Source organism: Nonomuraea sp. NPDC049750, assembly GCF_040659625.1.
Taxonomy (GTDB): domain Bacteria; phylum Actinomycetota; class Actinomycetes; order Streptosporangiales; family Streptosporangiaceae; genus Nonomuraea.
The window spans coordinates 174846-193299 of record NZ_JBFANB010000021.1 but is presented as its reverse complement, the minus strand read 5'-3'; the positions used below and the strand labels follow the sequence as shown (position 1 = coordinate 193299).

General features: G+C 71.2%; 19 protein-coding genes. 7 read left to right on the top strand and 12 right to left on the bottom strand.

The annotated features are described in order from the left end of the window. The 3 genes from AB0J16_RS40470 to AB0J16_RS40460 form a co-directional block, all read left to right on the top strand. A partial coding sequence (locus AB0J16_RS40470; protein ID WP_358550045.1) for a hypothetical protein occupies window positions 1–380 on the top strand: 380 nt, incomplete at its 5' end. A gap of 26 nt (window positions 381–406) precedes the next feature. Beyond that, window positions 407–811, top strand: coding sequence for a helix-turn-helix transcriptional regulator (locus tag AB0J16_RS40465; protein ID WP_358550043.1), 405 nt, complete (start codon window positions 407–409; stop codon window positions 809–811). Continuing rightward, on the top strand, window positions 812–1288 hold the full coding sequence (locus AB0J16_RS40460; RefSeq protein ID WP_358550041.1) for a hypothetical protein: 477 nt from the start codon (window positions 812–814) through the stop codon (window positions 1286–1288). It abuts the gene before it with no gap. Window positions 1289–1343: 55 nt separating this feature from the next. Here AB0J16_RS40460 and rbsK read toward each other — a convergent pair whose 3' ends face one another. From rbsK to AB0J16_RS40410, 10 genes are all read right to left on the bottom strand, one after another. Continuing rightward, window positions 1344–2228: a ribokinase gene (rbsK, locus tag AB0J16_RS40455; RefSeq protein ID WP_358550039.1), complete on the bottom strand. Its 885-nt coding sequence runs from the start codon at window positions 2226–2228 to the stop codon at window positions 1344–1346. Beyond that, on the bottom strand, window positions 2225–3559 hold the full coding sequence (locus AB0J16_RS40450; protein WP_358550037.1) for an ADP-ribosylglycohydrolase family protein: 1335 nt from the start codon (window positions 3557–3559) through the stop codon (window positions 2225–2227). Before AB0J16_RS40450 ends, rbsK begins: the two co-directional genes overlap by 4 nt. After that, window positions 3556–4695, bottom strand: a complete 1140-nt coding sequence (locus tag AB0J16_RS40445) for an ADP-ribosylglycohydrolase family protein (RefSeq protein WP_358550035.1) — start codon at window positions 4693–4695, stop codon at window positions 3556–3558. Before AB0J16_RS40445 ends, AB0J16_RS40450 begins: the two co-directional genes overlap by 4 nt. Next, complete coding sequence (locus AB0J16_RS40440) at window positions 4692–5660, bottom strand: ADP-ribosylglycohydrolase family protein (protein WP_358550033.1); 969 nt, start codon at window positions 5658–5660, stop codon at window positions 4692–4694. The genes AB0J16_RS40445 and AB0J16_RS40440 overlap by 4 nt, the downstream gene beginning before the upstream one ends. Before the next feature lie 6 nt (window positions 5661–5666). Beyond that, window positions 5667–6680 carry an ADP-ribosylglycohydrolase family protein gene (locus AB0J16_RS40435; RefSeq protein WP_358550031.1) on the bottom strand — a complete coding sequence of 338 codons (1014 nt, stop codon included), beginning with the start codon at window positions 6678–6680 and terminating at the stop codon, window positions 5667–5669. Further along, window positions 6677–7990, bottom strand: a complete 1314-nt coding sequence (locus AB0J16_RS40430) for a sugar ABC transporter substrate-binding protein (RefSeq protein WP_358550029.1) — start codon at window positions 7988–7990, stop codon at window positions 6677–6679. The genes AB0J16_RS40435 and AB0J16_RS40430 overlap by 4 nt, the downstream gene beginning before the upstream one ends. 9 nt (window positions 7991–7999) lie before the next feature. Continuing rightward, on the bottom strand, window positions 8000–8818 hold the full coding sequence (locus AB0J16_RS40425) for a carbohydrate ABC transporter permease (protein WP_225301084.1): 819 nt from the start codon (window positions 8816–8818) through the stop codon (window positions 8000–8002). After that, the gene (locus AB0J16_RS40420; RefSeq protein WP_358550027.1) at window positions 8815–9723 is read right to left on the bottom strand and encodes a sugar ABC transporter permease; all 909 of its coding nucleotides are present in this window, start codon (window positions 9721–9723) and stop codon (window positions 8815–8817) included. Before AB0J16_RS40420 ends, AB0J16_RS40425 begins: the two co-directional genes overlap by 4 nt. Then, a complete protein-coding gene (locus AB0J16_RS40415; protein WP_358550025.1) occupies window positions 9720–10748 on the bottom strand; it encodes a LacI family DNA-binding transcriptional regulator in 1029 nt (342 codons plus the stop codon). The genes AB0J16_RS40420 and AB0J16_RS40415 overlap by 4 nt, the downstream gene beginning before the upstream one ends. 177 nt (window positions 10749–10925) lie before the next feature. Continuing rightward, on the bottom strand, window positions 10926–12131 hold the full coding sequence (locus AB0J16_RS40410; RefSeq protein WP_358550023.1) for an MFS transporter: 1206 nt from the start codon (window positions 12129–12131) through the stop codon (window positions 10926–10928). Window positions 12132–12172: 41 nt separating this feature from the next. Here AB0J16_RS40410 and AB0J16_RS40405 point away from each other — a divergent pair, with 41 nt between their 5' ends. Then, window positions 12173–13462, top strand: coding sequence for an ROK family protein (locus AB0J16_RS40405; protein ID WP_358550021.1), 1290 nt, complete (start codon window positions 12173–12175; stop codon window positions 13460–13462). A gap of 625 nt (window positions 13463–14087) precedes the next feature. Then, window positions 14088–14393, top strand: coding sequence for an integration host factor, actinobacterial type (gene mihF, locus AB0J16_RS40400; RefSeq protein WP_225301079.1), 306 nt, complete (start codon window positions 14088–14090; stop codon window positions 14391–14393). A 145-nt stretch (window positions 14394–14538) separates the two neighbouring features. Here the strand turns inward: mihF and AB0J16_RS40395 are convergent, their stop codons facing one another. After that, window positions 14539–15186 carry a response regulator transcription factor gene (locus AB0J16_RS40395; RefSeq protein WP_357959441.1) on the bottom strand — a complete coding sequence of 216 codons (648 nt, stop codon included), beginning with the start codon at window positions 15184–15186 and terminating at the stop codon, window positions 14539–14541. Further along, window positions 15177–16412: a sensor domain-containing protein gene (locus AB0J16_RS40390; protein ID WP_358550019.1), complete on the bottom strand. Its 1236-nt coding sequence runs from the start codon at window positions 16410–16412 to the stop codon at window positions 15177–15179. The genes AB0J16_RS40395 and AB0J16_RS40390 overlap by 10 nt, the downstream gene beginning before the upstream one ends. Before the next feature lie 192 nt (window positions 16413–16604). Between AB0J16_RS40390 and AB0J16_RS40385 the strand changes: the two genes are divergently transcribed. Both AB0J16_RS40385 and AB0J16_RS40380 read left to right on the top strand, forming a co-directional pair. Continuing rightward, window positions 16605–17888, top strand: coding sequence for an acyltransferase (locus tag AB0J16_RS40385; protein ID WP_358550017.1), 1284 nt, complete (start codon window positions 16605–16607; stop codon window positions 17886–17888). 59 nt (window positions 17889–17947) lie between these two features. Then, entirely contained in the window at window positions 17948–18448 is a 501-nt protein-coding gene (locus AB0J16_RS40380; RefSeq protein ID WP_358550015.1) for an N-acetyltransferase family protein, read from the top strand. The last annotated feature ends 6 nt before the right edge of the window (window positions 18449–18454 follow it).

Below are 18454 nucleotides of genomic sequence, written 5' to 3'. Positions count from 1 at the left end.
GACGCGGCAACGTCGGCCTATCTCGAAACCTTGATCAGATGATTCGGGAAGGTACACCCCTTCCCCTCAGATCCACAGGTTTCGATCATTGCTCCGATGTTCTCCAGGGCAAACCTCCCCTCCTCGAACTGGGCCACCTGATGTGGCGGATTGAGCATGACAGCGTCCTAGATCGAGACGTGCGCCATCTGGGCAGAGGGCTCAGCGAGGCCCGACTGAGCTACGGGGGTGATGAGTATCGCCTCTACTACGCCGTGCTCACTGACGGGAAGCACCTTCTACTTGGTCTCAAATTTCACAAGAAGGGCGGCAGCGGGGCGCAGGAACGAGCGATCGAACGAGCGAGGGAACGGCTGGCCGAGTGGCAGCACCGGATATAAGGTAGAGCCGATAAAGGGAGGTAGGCGTGGACCGCGACATCGCCGCACTGCTCGGTATCGACCCGGATGATCCCGAGGTTCAGCGTGAGAACGCAGCCATCGAGCGAGACGTGCGTCTCATCGAGACCCTGGTTGGGGTCCGCAAGCTACTGGGGCTGACACAGGCTGACGTGGCCGACAAGATGGATCGCAGCCAGCCCGCCGTATCGGACTTCGAGCGTCTAGGCGGAGATCCCCGCTTGTCCACAATCCGGCGCTACGCGCTCGCGATAGGTGCTGAGGTCTTCCATGTCGTGAAGACACCAGGCGCTTCCGCCTGTGGCACCACATCGACATCAGCGCACGTGGTGATCGAGGGCCTCACCGGCACTGTGTCCCCACCCCCTACGCGTGCCGCAGGGGCCCTCGAATGGAAGAGAGCTGTCCAGTAAATGCAGGGCTTTCTAGTCCTAGGCGACGCAGCCAGCACTGATGAGGCCACCGGAAAGATCAACCTGCTCGGAGCAGGCTGGTCGGTGACAGGGCCGATGGTCTCCATGTCCGCTGTCGCAGGTTTTTTGCGCGTCCCGCGGGAGGATCTGGGGGCGAAGATCAGCTTCGCCTTGCATCTCCTGGACGAAGAGGGGCAACCTGTCCGCCCGTTCGCGGACAGCGACGGAACGCTCTCCTTCACCGGCGAGATCACACCGGACGCTGAACGATTGGAGCCTGTGGCGACGCGAGTCCCCTTCAATCTCAGCTTCGCCATCCCGATTCCACCCCTGCCTCTAGCAGCGGGTCGTGTCTATGAGTGGGTCATGGAAGCGGATGAGACCAGGGTCGCTTCCGTGCAGTTCGCGGTCAGAGCCGAGCCGCCGGTGAATGGTGCACAGGCAGAGACGCGGCAGTCGGGTTCCCGAGTCGAGTGACGCACGGCCCTGTTGGCGTTCCTGCCACAGGGCCTCCACCCCCACGTGCCCAGCATCAGGCGAGCGAGTCGTCGATCTCCGCGCGGCTGGGCATCGACGTGCTCGCGCCCTCGCGCTGCACCGACAGCGCCGCCGCCGCCGAGGCGAAGCGGAGGGCGGGGGCGGCGGGAAGGCCCTCGGCGCGGGCGACCGCGAGCGCGCCGACGAAGGTGTCGCCCGCCGCCGTGGTGTCCACCGCCTTCACCTTCACGGCGGGTACGCGCAGCCGCTCGCCTGACCGTGAGCCGTACAGCGCCCCTTCGGAGCCCAGGGTGATGACGACCTCCGGGACCCGCGCGAGCAGCGCCTCCAACGCCGCCTCGACGGAGTCGGTCCCGGTGATGTCGGCGGCCTCGTGCTCGTTCGGGACGATCAGCGTGACCGCGTCGAGCAGCGCGTCCGGCAGCGGCTGGGCGGGCGCGGGGGTGAGGATCACCGGTACGTCCGACACCTGCCCGGCCTGCGCGGCGGCGACCACCGCGGCCATGGGCAGCTCCAGCTGGAGCAGCAGCGCCCGTGAACCGGCGATCACCGCGACGTCGTCCTCGGTGGGCCCGGTGACGGTGCCGTTGGCGCCGGGCACCACGATGATCGAGTTGCCGCCTTCGTCGTCGACCACGATGTGCGCGATGCCGCTCGGACCGGGCACCTGCCGCAGCTGGGCGACCTCCACTCCGGCCGCGGCCAGGGTGGTGCGCATCTCGGCGCCGAAGCCGTCGTCGCCCACCGCGCCCAGGAACGCCACCACGGCGCCCGCGCGGGCCGCCGCGATGGCCTGGTTGGCGCCCTTGCCGCCGGGGATGGTACGGAATCCGCGCCCGGTGACCGTCTCGCCCCGCTTGGGGGCTTGGGACACGTAGGCGACGAGGTCCATGTTCGCGCTGCCGAAGACCGAGATCATGCCCTCATCATCTCCTGTGTACGGCGCGCCAAATCGCCCAGCCCCACCCCATCGAAGCCGGTCAGGCTGCTGGCGAGGGTGTCGCGCATCCTCCACCGCTCCGGAACCCCTCCGTTCAGCGCGCCCGCGACGGACCCCGCCGTGGCGCCCGCCGAGTCGGTGTCCCAGCCGCCGGCGACCGCTCCGGCGATGGTGGCGGTGAAGTCGCCCCGGCCGTGGATCAGCGTGGCGGCGACCAGGGCGGCGTTGTTGATCGTGTGCACCCAGTGCAGGGCGGCGTGCCGCTCGTGCAGCCGGTCGACGACCCGCTCGAAGTCACTCTCCGCCGAGGCGTCCTCGGCCGCCTGCCGTACCGCCTGGTGGAGCCGTGATCGCGGCGGGACGACGGACAGCCCGGCCTCGACCACCTCGGCGGCGGAGGCGGCGACCAGGGAGCTCGCGCACATGGCGGCGGCGAACATGGCGCCGTAGATCCCGTTCGCGGTGTGGGTGAGGCGGGCGTCGCGCCAGGCGTATTCGGCCGCGGTGGCCGGATCGCCGGGGTTGACCCATCCGTACACGTCGGTCCTGATCAGCGCGCCGATCCACTCGCGGAACGGGTTGCGGTACGTCGCCGTCTCCGGCACCTCCACCCCGGCCAGCAGGTTGCGGTAGGCGACGCGTTCGGCCGTGAACGTACGGCCGGCGGGCAGCTCGTCGAGCCACAGCTTGGCCACGTCGTCGGTGGTGAAGCCGCGGCCGTGCCGTTCCAGGACGGACAGGGCGAGCAGCGGGTAGTTCAGGTCATCGTCCTCGGGGACGCCGTCGATGTTCTCGGCCAGCGAGTTGACGGCGCTGCGCCGGTTCCACGGCCAGCGTTCGGCGATGTCGCCGGGCAGGCCCTTGGCGGTGAACCAGCCGGTGATGGGCCAGTTGCCAGTGGCCTCGGCGATCTCCCTGATGCCCGCGCGGGGGATCTTCTCGACCGGCTTGCCCAGCACGCAACCGGCCGCCCTGCCCTGCCAGGCCCCCAGCACGCGGCCCGGATCGACCTCCCGGAGAACGGCGGGCGCGGGCCAGTTCGGGCAGGCGGCGATGATGGCGGGCAGGTCGGACGGCTCATCGAGGTCGAGTGGTGACGGGATGGCGGCCAGCTCGTCCAGCAGGTCCTCGGCGAGCGGCCGCAGCCTGAGCGCGCCGGGCTCGGAGGCTCCGGCGCGCGGCGGGGCGTCATGGCCGCCCGCCACGTGCCACCGCGCGGCGATGTCGCGCACGTCCCTGCCGTCCTCGGCCGCCTGGCGCAGCTCATGACCCACCAGGTCCTCAGGCTGCACCCAGGTCAGGCGGATCATTGGCTGTCGAGGGCGGCGAAGGCGGATTCGACGGCGCGGCGGCGGGCCGCGTCGTCGGCGTGCACCCGGCGGGCGATCTCGGCGATCGCCCGGCCGGGCGCCTCCAGGTCGGTACGGCTCGCCTCGGCCACCTGTGAGACCCATTCGCCCGGGATCGAGCCGAGCCCGCCCAGCGCGCCGGCGATGGCGCCGCCCATAGAGGCGATCGAGTCGGCGTCGCGGCCGTAGTTGACGCCGCCGAGCACGGTGTCGCGGTAGTCGCCCTTGGCCACCACGAGGAAGCCCAGCGCCAGCGGCAGCTCCTCGATGCTGTGCACCCGGCTCGGCCGCCGCGCCCCGAGGCCCTGGTCGCGGTAGGTGTCGGCGACCGTGTCGAACGGCCGCATGGCCGCCCGCAGCGTCTCGAACGACCCGTCCCAGTGGCCGAGCCCAGAGGCCGCCTCACAGACCGCCTCGATGGCGGCTCTGGTGCCATCTTTGGCCAGCCGCAGGCAGGTGGCCACCACCGAGTCGAAGCTCGCGCCGGGCCGCATGGCCTCGGCGACGGCCGCCGCCATGACGCCGGCCGCCTCCCGGCCGTAGCTCGACTGGTGGGCGCCGGTCAGGTCGATGGCCTCTGCGTAGGCGGCGTCGGGGTCGGCGGCGTTGACGATGCCGACCGGCGCCACGTACATGGCCGCGCCGCAGTTGACGATGTTGCCGACACCGGCCTCGCGCGGGTCCACGTGGCCGTAGTGCAGCCGGGCGACGATCCACTTCTCGGCCAGGAAGATCCGCTGGAGCGGCAGCGCCTCGGCCTCCAGCTCGGGGATCCACCGGCGCTCGCCCATGAGCTCGGGTACGAAGTGCTCGGCCATCGAGTACGCCCCGAGGTGACCCGCGACCTTCTCGTAGACGCGGATGAGCGCGTGCGTCATGAGGGTGTCGTCGGTGATGTGGCCGTCGCCCTTGTGATACGGGGCGATGGGCCGGGCGTTGCGCCAGTCCTCGTTGTACGGGGGCACGATGCCCTCCACGTGCCCGCCGTACCTGGTGGTGATCTGTTCGGGAGTCCAGCCCTCGGTGGCGCCGCCCAGCGCGTCACCGACCGCCGCCCCCGCCACGCAGCCGGTCGCCCTGTCCTCAAGCGGCGTCATGCGAGTTCCTCCAAGAGTTCGATGAGATCTGTTCCTGTCAGTTCCGGCAGACAGCAGCCTGCCAGTGTGCGGGCCGACGCGGTCCACCCCTCCGGGATCGCGTCGAGCCCGCCGCACGCTCCGGTGAGCGCCCCGGTGAGCGCGGGCGCCGAGTCGGCCAGCGTGGCCAGGCACGCGGCGGCGGGTACGGCCGAGCTCAGGGCGCCGCCCGCCACCTCGGCCAGCGCCAGCGCCACGGGCACCGTCTGCGCGGCGCCCACCCCGTAGCTGTAGACGTGGTCGAGCAGCGCGGCGTCCAGCGCGGGCACGGCGGCGAACGCGTCGCCCGCCTTCCGCGCCACGTCCAGCGCCAGCCGGGCGTTGTGCCCGATAGCGCTGTCAGGCGGCAGTACGGTCAGCGCCGCCTCGGCCGCCGCGGTGGCCGAGCCCGTCGCGACCGCCTCCGCCACCGCGGCCGCCATGGCCAAGGCCCCGAGCAGCCCGTCGCCGGCGTTGGTCACCTGGGCGTCCTCGGCCGGGTCACGGCCGAGCGCGCCGAAGGCGACGGCCCTGATGGCGGCGGCGTCGTCGAAATGGTGTGGGTTGTCGTGGCCGCTGGCCGGGGGCTCGACGCCCTTGGCCAGATTGCCGAGCGCGGTGGCCACCGAGATGCGCGCCCGGATGTCCTCGCGGCCCACCAGCTCGCCGAACGCCTCGGCGCGCGGCCGGTCGATGGTACGCACCGTCCAGGCGAGCCATTCGGCGTCGTCGGACGGGCCGACGGCCAGCGGCGCCACGGGCTGGTTCAGCGCGAACGGCACCGGCAGCGTGGTCACCCGGTGCTCCTCCGCGAACGTGTCGAGCTCGCGCAGCAGCCGCCTGCTCCATGGCGCGTGCAGCGCCGACCTGTGCCTGGTGGCGGGCCAGCCCACGGCGTCTCCCACGGCGAGCCCGACGAAGGCTCCCGCGATCCTGTCCCCCGACATGAGTTCCTACAGTCCTTCCGCCAGTTCGTCGGCGACGTCCAGCACGTGCCTGCCGGCCACGACGGGCAGGCATTTGCCCGTCACGGGGCCTATCCTGCTCGCCCAGCGTTCCGGTACGCCGTCCCGCCCCTGCCCGGCACCCGCGATGGCGCCGGCGATGGCGCCGATGGTGTCGGCGTCACGGCCGAGACTCACCCCGAAGGTGACGGTCGCCTCGACGTCGCCACCGCCCGCGAGGTAGGCGGCGAGGGCGAGCGCCACGGCCTCGGGCGCCACGTCGGTCCACGGGTAGTGCTGGACCACCACGGCTTGGTGAAGCGCTTCGACGACCCGCAGTTCGACATCACCCGAAGCGTCCGAGTCCCGCGCGACCGAGTCCTGCGCGAAGACGGCGTCCCTCGTGACGATCACGTCACGGGCCCGGACGATGTCGCGGGCCGTCCACGAGTCCGCGGGGATCACCGACAGCGCGGCGGCCACCACCTCGTGCGGCGCGGCCCCGGTCATCGCCGTGGCCACCGCCCCGGCGACCGCCCGGCCGCCCAGCACGCCTTCACCCGACTGGCTGACCCGCCCGTCCTCCTCGACGAGCCGGGCGGCCTCCGCCGGGTCGCCGGGGCAGAACACGCCGTACGGCGCCGCCCGCATGGCCAGCCCGTCAGACCAGCCGTGCTGATGGACGAGCCCGGTCAGCGGCGGTTCCAGCCCGCGCCTGAGCGCCTCGACGGTGCCGAGCTCGGAGAACCCGGCGCCGCGCATCGGCCCGGTCACCAGGGGGATGATCTCCGTACGGTAGGCGTGGGCCACGTCGGCCGAGGTCAGCGCGTGCCCGTGGCGTACCAGCAGCGAGGAGGCGAAGATGGCGTACTCGGTGTCGTCCGTGCCCCCGCCCTCGATCTCGGTGAGCCGGCCCCACCGCCGGCGGATCTCCGCCGGCGGGAGGTTCTCCGCGGGCGCCCCGAGGGCGTCGCCGGCCGCCAGGCCGAGCAGACACCCCCGGGCCCTGTCGCGATAAGTCACCGCTGGTACCGCTCCAACACCTTGTTGCCGTCCGCCACCAGCTTCGCCGCCGCGTCGTCGATCGAGATCTTGTTGGCGAAGTACTGCTGCAGGACCGGCGTGGCGACCTTGCTCTTCCACTCGTCAAACCCGTTGACCTTGAGGAACGGCGCCACGACGAGGTTCTTGGCGGAGGCGGTGGCCACGTCCCAGCCGTTCTCCTTGGTGGTCATCGCCGGGTCGGCGGCGGCCTTGGCGGAGGTGGGCAGCAGCCAGTCGCCCTTGGCGAGCTTGGCCTGGTTGGTGCCGTTGAGGAAGAAGGAGATGAACTTCAGCGACTCCTCCGCGTGCTTGCTGTCGGCGGCGACGGACAGGGTCTGCGAGACCGCGCCCTGGTCACTGCTGGTGCCCTTCAGCGGCGGGAGGGTGACCCAGTCGAAGCCCTTGGGGGCCTGCTCGACGACCTGCTGGCGCAGGTAGACGCCGACCGGCAGCATCGCGTACTTGCCGGCGAAGAAGCCGGGCAGCGGGTCGGCGGTGCCCATGCCGAGCGCCGAGGTGTCGGCGGACTTGTCCTTGTAGAGCTGGTCGTGGATGCGCTGGAGGACCTGCTTCTCCTCCGGGCCCACCTTGACGGTCGTCTTGCCGTCGGTGGTCTGGAAGAAGGTGCCGCCGAAGTTGAGCGCCAGGTTCAGTGTCTTGTTGACCGGCGACTTCATGGGCCAGGCCACGCCGAAGGAGCCGCTCTTGGTGAGCTTCTTGCTGATCTCGGCGAACTCGTCCCACGTCCACGGGTTGTCGGAGGTGGGGATGCGTACGCCGGCGCCGTCGAGCAGCTTCTTGTTGGCGATGATGACCTGCGACTCCTGCAGGAACGGTACGCCGTACACGCCCTGGTTGCCCTTGCCGTCGTCGAAGGTGACGGTGTCCCAGGCGGGCTGCGGGATGTCGCTCTTGAGGTCGGCGGGCACCTTGTCCTTGATGTCGAGCAGGTAGCCCTTGGAGGCGAAGCCCGACAGGGCCGGGGAGTCGTCGTGGATGACGTCCGGCGGATCGCCGCCCTCGAAGGAGGTGACGAGCTGGTCGTTGACGTTGTCCCAGCTGCCCTGGACGTAGGTGACCTGGATGGTGGGGTTGGCCTTGTTCCACTCCTCGACGAGTTGCTTGTTGGCCGCGACCGACTCCTTCTGCCAGGCGAGGCTGAGGAAGTTGAGCTTGACCGGCTCTCCGGGCTTGGCGGACTCGCCGGAGCCGGCGTCGCCACCGCCCCCGCCGCACCCGGCGGCCAGCGCGACGATCGCCGCCGCCGCCAACGCGGATTTGATACGCATAAGAGCCTCCTAGCCCTTCACAGCGCCGGCCATCAGGCCGGACCTCAGCCGTCGCTGGATGATTGCGAAAAAGATCAGGCTCGGGATCGTCGCCATGAGCGACGCCGCGGCCAGCGGGCCGAGCCTCGACACTCCCTCAGGGCCGGTGAACCTCACCAGCGTCAGCGGTAGCGTCATCACATCGGGGTCCTTGAGGACCACGAGCGCGAACAGGAACTCGTTCCACGAGGAGATGAACGAGAACAGCAGGGTCGCCACCACGCCCGGCGCGAGCAGCGGCGCGACGATGCTGATGATCGAGCGCAGGCGGGTCGCGCCGTCCATGGCCGCGGCCTCCTCCAGCTCGCGCGGCACGGAGCGTACGTACCCCTGAAGCATCCACAGCGCGAACGGCAGCGTGAAGGTAACGTGCACGACCACCAGGCCGAACAGCGTGTTCACCAGGTCGAGCTGCTTGAGCACCATGAACAGCGGGATGATGATCAGGATGAACGGGAAGACCTGGCTGACCAGCACCCACCCGAGCGCCACCCGCTTGAGCACGCCCTTGTAGCGGGCCAGGGCGTAGGAGGCGGGCAGCGAGACGGCGACCGTCAGCACGGAGCTGGACAGGGCCACGATCAGGCTGCGCAGCCCGGCTCCCACCAGGTCCTGCTCACCGAAGGCGTCGCTGAAGTTGGCCAGCGTCGGCCGGTCCGGGATCCACGTCGGGTGCAGGTTGGCCATCTCCTGCGGCGTCTTGAGCGCCGTGGACAGCAGCCATACCAGCGGGAAGGCCAGAAAGACCATGTAGGCCAGCAGTGCCGCGTACTGCGGGATCTTCTTCATGACGCCTCCCGCATCTGCCGCCAGAGATAGAAGCCGAGCAGGGCCAGCACGACGATCACGATGGTGACGCCCATGGTCGCCGCGTAGCCGAAGAAGCCGTAGCGGAACGCCTCCTCGTAGGCGAACAGCATCGGCAGCCTGGTCCGCCCCCCGGGCCCGCCCTGCGTCAGCACGTAGACGAGGGTGAACTGGTTGACGTTCCACACGAAGTCGAGCGAGGTGATGGTGACGATCACAGGCCGCAGCTGCGGCAGCGTGATGCTCCAGAACTTCCGCCAGGTGGCCGCCCCGTCGACCTCGCCCGCCTCGTAGAGCTCCTTGGGGATGCCCTGCAGGCCGGCCAGCAGGACGACCGTGGTCTGCGGCATACCGCTCCAGACGCCCATGACGATGATGGCGGGCAGGGCCCAGGAGAAGTCGGCGAGCCAGTTGATGTCGGTGCCGAACGTGGTGTTCACGATCCCGGCGTCGGGGTGGTAGACCAGCCGCCACATCAGGCCGATGACCACCGGCGGCATCGCCCACGGCACCACGGTCAGCACCCGGGCCAGCCCCCTGAACCACAGCTTCTGGTTGAGCAGCAGCGCCAGCCCCAGGGAAGCCAGGAACTGCAGCACCGTCACCGACACGGCCCAGACCAGGCCGATCCTGATGGACGCCCAGAAGTCCTCGTCGGCCAGCAGCGTGCCGAAGTTCTCCAGGCCCACGAAGCTGGTGACGTGGTTGCGGCCAGACTCGGCGTCGGTGAAGGCCAGCCCGATGCCGTACAGCAGCGGGCCTACGCTGAACAGCAGCACCGGCACCAGCGCGGGCAGCATGAGCACCCACATCTCGCGGGTTTGCCGCGAGAGGCCGCCGGGTCGCCTGCGCCGCGTCTGCGGGGGCCTGGTCGCGGTCGCCGTCATGAAGACCTTCCTCCCTCGGACGCCTCGCCTGCGGTGGACGCGCGGACCGCCAGGCGGGGCAGGACGGTCACCAGGCGAGGTTCGCGATCGCCGTTCTGCAGCCGGTCGAGCAGCAGCTCGGCGGCGGCCTTGCCGCGTTCGGCGGAGCCCAGCGAGACGCTGGTGAGCGACGGCCAGGAGGCGGCGGCCAGGTCGGTGTCGTCCATGCCGACCACCGCGACGTCCTGCGGCACCCGCTTGCCCGCCGCGCGCAGCACGTCGAGCGCGCCCAGCGCGATCAGGTCGTTGGCGCACATCAGCGCATCGATGTCGGGCGCCCGCCGCAGCAGCGTCGCCACCGCGCGGCGGCCCTCCTCGCGGTAGAAGTCGCCGATCTCCACCAGCTTCTCCTCGTACGGCAGGCCGACCGCCGCCAGCGCCTCGCGGTACGCGGCGCCGCGGGCGGCTCCCGGCACGGTGTCGAGCGGGCCGTTGACCATGCCGATCCGGCGGCGGCCGAGCATGTGCAGGTGGTCGATGGCGAGCCTGACGCCGGTGCGCGAGTCCGCGCGTACGTTGTCGACCGGCGTCCCGTCGGGCACCGAGCCGATGATCACGACGGGCGCCCGGGCGGCGGCGAGCATCCGCAGGTGCGCCTCGGTGACGCGCAGCGGGCTCATGATCAGCCCGTCGACGTAGCGCTCGCCGAGGCTGTGCAGCACGTCGATCTCGTCGGCGGCGACGGCGTCGGTCGAGTGCAGGACCAGCCGGTAGCCCGCCGCCTTGAGCACGGGCTGGATCTCGCGCAGCATGGCCAGGTAGGCCGGGTTGCCGATGTCGGCCATGGCGAAGGCGACCTGGTGCGTGCGGCGCGACTTGAGCGACCTCGCCACGGCGTTGCGCACGTAACCGAGCTCGTCGGCGGCGGCCATCACCTTGCGCACGGTCTCCTGCCTGGTCGGCAGGCCGTTCAGCACCCGCGAGACCGAGGCGATGGAGACGCCCGCGCGCTCGGCGATCGTGGTGATCGTGGGTCCGTCGGCCAAGGCTGTCCCTCCATGCGCGTCGAACGAATCCGTAAAATCGCTGTAAACGTTTACGGCGTGTGGGACATGAAACATGCACGTTACGCATGGGGTCAAGTCACGATCACATAACGCGAGGTCAACAAGCGCCGCCTGGCTCCGGGGCGGAACCAGGCGAGCCCGTAGCGGGGTATCAGGTCAGCGCGAGTCGGCCGGGACCGGTACGGGGACGCGGTTCAGGGCGCGGATCGCCGGGGCGCCCGCGAGGGCGACCGCGGCGGCCAGCAGGGCCGGGACGATCAGTGCGAACCGCAACGTCCAGGACTCCGCGAGGTAGCCGAGCAGCGCGGGCCCCACCAGCAGCCCGCTGTAGCCGAAGGCCGTCACCAGCGCCAGCGCGCGGCCGACCCGGTTGCCCGCCGCGCCCACCGCGCTGAAGATCACCGGTACGACGGTGGCCAGTCCGACGCCCACGAGCGCCCACCCGGACCACGCGCACACCACCTGGAGCGCGTCGGCGGTGAGCGGAGCGACGAGGACGAGCACGTAGCCGCAGGTGGCGAGCACGCCGGCGAGCTGGATCGTGCGCACCGAGCCGAGGCGGGCCCGGATCGGGTCGCCCAGCAGCCGTACCGTCGTCATGGCCACGGCGAAGATCGTGTAGGCGATCGGCGCGGCGGCCGGGTCGGTGTGCAGCACCCAGCGGGCGTGCAGGGCGGCCCAGTCGATGGCGGCGCCCTCGCTCAGGTGCCCGGCGAACGCGGCCAGGCCCAGCAGGGCCACCAGACCCCAGCGCAGCGGGCTGCTCTCGGTCGTGCTCTCGTTCCGGGTGACGTGCTGGGGCGGGTCCGGCAGCAGCATCCGCGCCGCCGGAACGTACAGGAACGGCACCACGATCGCCGCCCCGACCAGCAGCGCCTGCGGGTCCACGCCGATCTTCAGCGCCCCGGCGGTCAGCGCGCCACCGACGGCGCCGCCCAGGCTCCACGTGCCGTGGAAGGCCGAGATGATCGGCCGGCCGTAGACGCGTTCGACCTCGACCGAGTGGGAGTTCATGGCCACCTCGGCCACCCCCAGGCCGATCCCGAGCAGCACGGCGAGAACCGCCAGCGCCGGGTAGGAGGGGGCCAAGGCGGGGCCGAGCAGGACGGCCGCCGACAGCGGCCCGCCGACCCAGCAGACGGCCCTGCTCGACCACTTGTCCACCAGCGGCCCCGCCACCAGCATCGACACCAGCGCGCCGCCCGAGACCAGCAGCAGGACGCTGCCGAGCCGGGCCGGTCCGAGATCCAGGCGGTCGTTGAGCGACGGCAACCCCGCCGCCCACAGGCCCATCACGAACCCACTGAGAAAGAAGAAAGAGAAGACTGCGATACGGGCGCGCTTGGCGTCACTTTTGTTCACGGCTAGAGCATAATAACCCGGATGAGGCTTCGACAATGGTGATGAACGGGGCAACGACGAGTGCCGGTCTGCGCGCGTACAACCGGGTGCGGCTGCTGCGGGCCGTGCACGACTGCGGCGCGACCCGTACGCGCTCCCGTCTGACCCAGGACCTGGCGCTGGCCCGAGGCACCGCCTCGGTGCTGGTCAGCGGCCTGGCCGACGACCGGCTGCTGCACGAGGAGCCGTCCGCGGAGCATGCCAGGGGACGCCCCACCCAGGTGCCTGGCCCGCATCCCGAGGGGCCGCTGGCGCTGGCCGTGGACCTCCGGGAGGACTCGTGGGAGGTCGCGGCCTGCGAGCTGGGCGGACGCGTCTCCGTCCTGGACGTACGGCGCCACGACGGCACGCCAGAAGGAGCCCTGGGGCCGCTCGGTGAGGTGCTGCGCGGGCAGCTCGGACGCCTCGGGTCCCGGGTGGTCGGGGTGGGCGTCGCGGTGGCGGGGCCGGTGCGTGACGGCGGCCTGGTGGACGTGGCCCACCTGCGCTGGCGCTCCGTGGACGTGCCCGCGCTGCTCGGTCTCGGCGCCGCGGTGCCGGGCGGCGGGCCGCGGGTGGGCAACGACACGGCCTTCGCGGCCTTGGCCGAGGCGCGGCGGGGACGTTTGCGCGGGATCGGGGTGGGGCTGCACATCCACGTGGACTTCGACCTCGGCGGCGTGCTCGTGGTGGACGGGCGCCCGCTGGAAGGGGCCGGCGGGATGGGCGCGGAGTTCGGGCACATGCCGCTCACGGGCGGCGAGGCGCCCTGCATGTGCGGCGCGCACGGCTGCTGGGGGCTGGAGGTGGGCGCGAACGCGCTCCTGCGCCACATGGGCCTGGCGTACGGCGGCGGCCAGGGCCGCGACGACGCCCGCCGCATCCTCGCCACCGCCGAAGCAGGCGGCGGCACGGGTGACGTGACGGACAACGCGGCGGGCGGTCGCACCAGAGGCGGCGGGACGGGCGGCGGCCAGGTTCCGAGCCCGCACGACCACACGGGCGGCGGGGCGGCGCTGCGCGCGGTCAGGACGAACGCGCAGGCGCTGGGCCGGGGACTGGCGGCGCTGGTGAACGCGCACGACCCGGCGGTCGTGACCCTGTCAGGCCTGGGCGTCGACCTGTACGACCGGGCCCTGCCCACCCTCATGGAGTCATTCGGCCGCGGCCTGATGACGATCCGCCACGAACGGCCGCCCGTGATCGCCCCCTCGGCCCTGGGCTGGCAGGGTCCGCTGGTCGGCGCCATGGAGTCGGTGTTCGACATGTTCCTCACCGTCTCCGGCGTCGAATCCTGGCGCGACAGCACGTGATAGGGGCTGGCTGATCGAGCGCTGGCGAATAGAGCGCCGGTGAATAGAGCACGGCCCCGTGAAGCGCGGGGAAGCCTTGATCCAGCATCCTGCTCCTTCCCCCGAAGAGCACCCCCATGCCGACATGGTACGCGTGCATGCCCCCTGACCTGCAACAACCCGGCCCCGCCGGAGCGTTGCCGGACCGATCCAAGCCCTCGCGACACGCCCGAACGCCGAATGTGACGGATACCACGCGCAAGGGCGGAAACCACCCACCCGAGCCGTGATCTTGCCGAGAGGGCATCCCGGGAGAGGCGACACCGCACGCCGGCCTGCGGCTCCGCCGACCTGGCGGAATCCCGCCGGAGAGCTCTATGACCTGGTCAGAGACCGTTTCGCGGCCGCGAAGGCGATGTCGCCCGGTGGGCGGGCTACGGTGAGGAGAACCTCGTGGTCGGCGGCATGGGCGTCAGCGGAGGCACGCTCGCGCGGGAGGTGGCGGGCGCCGAGACGGCCGTTTCGGCGTGGCGCACACGCTGAGCGGGCGCTTTTCGCAACACGAACCGCTGGTATCCGCCATGATTAGCCACTGCACTACGGGTTACAGGAATCCCCGACCCCAAACTCCCCTAGGAGAACCGAGATGGCACTTCCGACTCTCACCCCCGAGCAGCGCAAGGCGGCTCTGGAGAAGGCCGCGGAGGCACGCGCGGCCCGCACCGCCCTGCTGGGCAAGGTCAAGGCCGGTGAGCTGACCTTCGCGCAGCTGCTGGAGCGCGACGACGACATCGCCAAGAAGATCAAGGTGTCGCAGGCCCTGCGCGCCGTCAAGGGCGTCGGCCCGGCCAAGGCCACCGCGCTCATGGAGGAGGCCGGCGTCGACGAGAAGCGCCGCCTCGGCGGCCTGGGCGCCCAGCAGCGCAAGAAGCTGGTCGACGCGCTCGGCTGACCACCGGGCGGCCAGGTCCGCGCGGAACGCCGCGCGGACCGGCCGGCGCCCTGGAGGTACCCGGCGTCTGGAAGTGCAGGGTGTGTCAGGGGCCCGCCTGGACGTACAGCGTGTGTCAGGGGCCCGCTTGGACGTACAGCCTGTGTCAGGACCGCAGATAGGCGAGGACGGCCAGCACGCGCCGATGCTGATCGCTGTCGTCGGCGTAAAGCCCGAGCTTGCTGAAGATGCTCCTGATGTGCTTCTCCACGGCCCCGTCGCTGATGACCAGCTGCCTGCCGATGGCCGGATTGGACTTGCCCTCGGCCATCAGCCCAAGCACTTCCCGCTCCCGCGGCGTCAGCTGCGCCAACGGGTCGTCCCTGCGCCTGCGCACCATCAATTGGGACACCACCTGAGGATCGAACACGGTCCCGCCCGCGGCGACCCGCCGCAGGCCCTCCATGAACTCGTCCACGTCCACGACCCGGTCCTTCAGCAGGTAGCCCACCGCGCCTCGGGCGTCGGCCAGCAGGTCGTCGGCGTAGGAGACCTCGACGTACTGCGAGAGGATCAGCACCGGCGCCCCCGGAACCCGGCGGCGCGCCTCCACGGCGGCCCTGAGCCCCTCGTCGGTGAACGACGGCGGCATCCGCACGTCGACCACGGACACGTCCGGCCGATGCTCGGCCACCGCCTTGACGAGGCCGTCGCCGTCACCCGCCGTCGCGACCACCTCGCAGCCGAACTCCTCCAACAGCCTGACCAGGCCCTCCCTGATCAGAACCGCGTCATCGGCCACGACTACCCGCACGGCACCTCCGCCACGATCACCGTAGGCCCGCCGTCCGGCGACTGCACGGCCAGCTCCCCGTCGACCGCGCGGAGCCGGTCGGCCAGACCGGCGAGACCATGTCCCTTGGCGACGTGCGCGCCGCCGACCCCATCATCCCCGATGGTGAGCATGAGAATGTCACCGATGTGGACGAGCTGGATCGTGCAGATGGTGGCGCGGCTGTGCTTGGCGACGTTCGTGAGCGTCTCGGCGACGACGTAGTAGATGGCGTTCTCGACGGAGGCCTGGTAGCGGCGGACGGTCTGCACGTCGAGGTCGACCGGGATGGTGCAGCGTCCGGCCAGGGCGGCCAGGGCCGGGGCGAGGCCGCGGTCGGACAGGATGGGCGGCGCGATGCCGCGTGACAGGGCGCGCAGCTCGTCGAGCGTCTCGCGGGTGGCGGTGATCGCCGAGCTGATCGTGGCCTGCGCGGCGTCGGGGTCGCGCTGCATCTGCCGCTGCGCCCTGGACAGCTCCATGGCCAGCGAGACCAGCCGCTGCTGCGGCCCGTCGTGGATGTCGCGCTCCAGCTTGCGCAGCGCGTTGGCCTCGGCGGAGACGGCCGCGGCCCGTCCTTCGGCCAGGTCGTCGATGCGCTCCTGCAGCTCGGCGACCCCGGTCAGCAACGCGCGGCCGACCCCGGCGCGCAGCAGCGCGGCGGCGCGCGTCATGAACGGCAGAATGAGCAGGCCGAGCAGGCCGAGCACGACGTAGAAGGCCGAGTTGACCCAGTAGTTCTGCTCGAACCCGAGCAGCTGGGGCAGCTCTTCGTTGCCGGGGATGCGCGAGGTGATGGCGCCCCACAGCGGGTAGCTCAGCCCGGCGGTCGGCACCGCCCAGAACACCACGGTCAGCACGAACGACACGATGGCGAGGGGGAAGTTGATGATCCCGTGCAGCAGGTCGAGCCATGACTGCCCGCTGGTCATGGGGTTCACCAGCCGGCGGAACCGGCCCGCGCCCGCCGGTGCGGGCTTGTAGCGGGGGCGCACCGGAGGGCGCTTGAGCACGTCGGAGAGCCAGCCGCGCTCCGCGTCCGCGAACCCCCTGGCGATCATGAGCGTCCCCGCGAGGAGGGGCACGCCGATCCATACGACCGCCGTGCCCACACCGGCGGCCATGCCCACGACCAGCAGCACGAAGGCGATGACGGCCGTGGGGAAGCCGACCAGCGTGTAGCGCGTGTCCAGGAGGACACGTCTCATGAGGGAGCGCATGGCGTTCACGGTACGACTGTGCCATGCCCGGATCGACCCTGTGCGCCGGTATACGGCGGTAGGGCCTGCCCTACCTTCCATGGTGGTGTGATCTTCTCGCAAGAGGGCGGCTCACGGCACTGTGCCGCGCCGCCCGCGACGGAAGTCTTGAAGCCTCACTTCACGATGAATCGAGGCCCCATGACCGCGTTGCTCGACCATCCGGCGGCCCTGCCTGAGGCCGCCGCACCGGTCCGCCCCACCCCGGCGAAGCGGGCGACGGTCAGGGACCCGTTCATCGACCTGCTGCGGGTGTTCGGCATGGCGCTCGTGGTGCTGCAGCACTGGACGATCCCGGTGCTGGCCTTCGACGGCACCCGCCTGACCACCGGCAACGCCCTGTCGACGCCGGGCGTCTGGGTGGTGACCTGGATCAGCCAGGTGATGCCGCTGGTGTTCTTCGCGGGCGGCGCCGCCAACGCGATCAGCTTCGGCCGGGCGGCGCACGGCGGGCCGCAGTGGCTGGCCACCCGGCTGCGCCGGCTGGCCTGGCCGCTCCTGCCGCTGGCCGCGGTCTGGATCCCGCTCCCCCAGTTGCTGCTCACGCTGGGCGTGCCCGCGCAGCCGCTGCAGGTGGGTGCGCAGCTCACCGGGCAGCTCCTGTGGTTCCTGGCCGTCTACCTGATCGCGGTCACGGCCACGCCGTACATGATGAGCCTGCACGACCGGTACGGCCTGCGCGTCCCCGCCGTGCTGGCGGCCGGGGCGGTGCTGACGGACGTGCTGCGGTTCTCGACGGGGGTCGACGCGCTGGGCTACCTCAACATCGTGTTCGTCTGGCTGGCGGTGCACCAGCTCGGTTTCCGGTACGCCGAGGGACGGCTGACCCGCCCCGGCCTGATGGCGATCGGCGGCTTCGGGGCCGCGGCGCTGCTCGTGGCGTTCGGCCCGTACCCGGGCAGCATGATCGGCCTGCCCGGCGCCGAGGTGTCGAACGTGGCTCCGCCCACGCTGGCCATGCTGGCCGTCTCGATCGGCCAGATCGGGCTGGCCACGCTGCTGCGGCCGTGGATCCTGCGGCTGCGGACCGAGAAGCTGCTCGCCTGGGCCGGGCCGCGCATCATGACCGCCTATCTGTGGCACATGCCGGCGCTGTTCGCGGTCACCGGCGTGGTCGTCGTCGGTCTCGGCATCGACACGCCGGCGCCGGGCGGCCTGGCCTGGTTCGCCGGGTGGCCGATCTGGTTCGGGATGCTCTGCCTGGTGATGTGGCCGCTGCTGAAGGGTTTCTCCCGGTTCGAGGAGCCGCCCGCGCTGCCGTACGGGAAGGCCACCTGGCGCGGCGCGCTCACCTCGGCGGGGCTGGTCGGCGGCGGGCTGCTGGCCCTGACGGTGGCGGGGTTCGCGCCCGGCAACACGCCCTTCCTGGCGGCCCTGGCGATCCTGGGCGGCCTGCTGCTCACCGGCCCGAAGGCCCGCGTGTGACGCGCGCGTGAGGATGCGGAAACATGATGGTCACGCGAATCCTCTAAGAATGCGGTTCTATGACGCTCATCCAGCCTTTGTCCGAGACCGACCTGCCAGCCGTCGCCGAGATCTACGCGCACTACGTGACGGATTCGGTGGCGACCTTCGACGAGACGCCCCTCGACATCGAGGCGTGGCGGCTGAAGGCGGCGGCGATCGCCGAGGCGGGCCTGCCGTTCCTGGTGGCCAAGGAGGCGGACGGCCGGGTGCTGGGGTTCGCCTATTGCGGGCGTTACCGCCCCAAGCCCGCCTATCGGCACACCGTGGAGGACACGATCTACCTCTCGCCGGGGGCGACGGGGCGCGGGCTGGGGCGGCTGCTGCTCGGCGAGCTGATCGCCCGCACCGGCGAGACCGGCGTCCGGCAGATGATCGCGGTGATCGCCGACGGCGGTGACCCGGCCTCGCTGAAGCTGCACGCGGCGTTCGGATTCGCGGAGGCGGGCCGGCTGAAGTCGGTCGGTTTCAAGCACGGGCGATGGATCGACACCATCCTCTACCAGCTCGAACTCCCCTGAGTCACG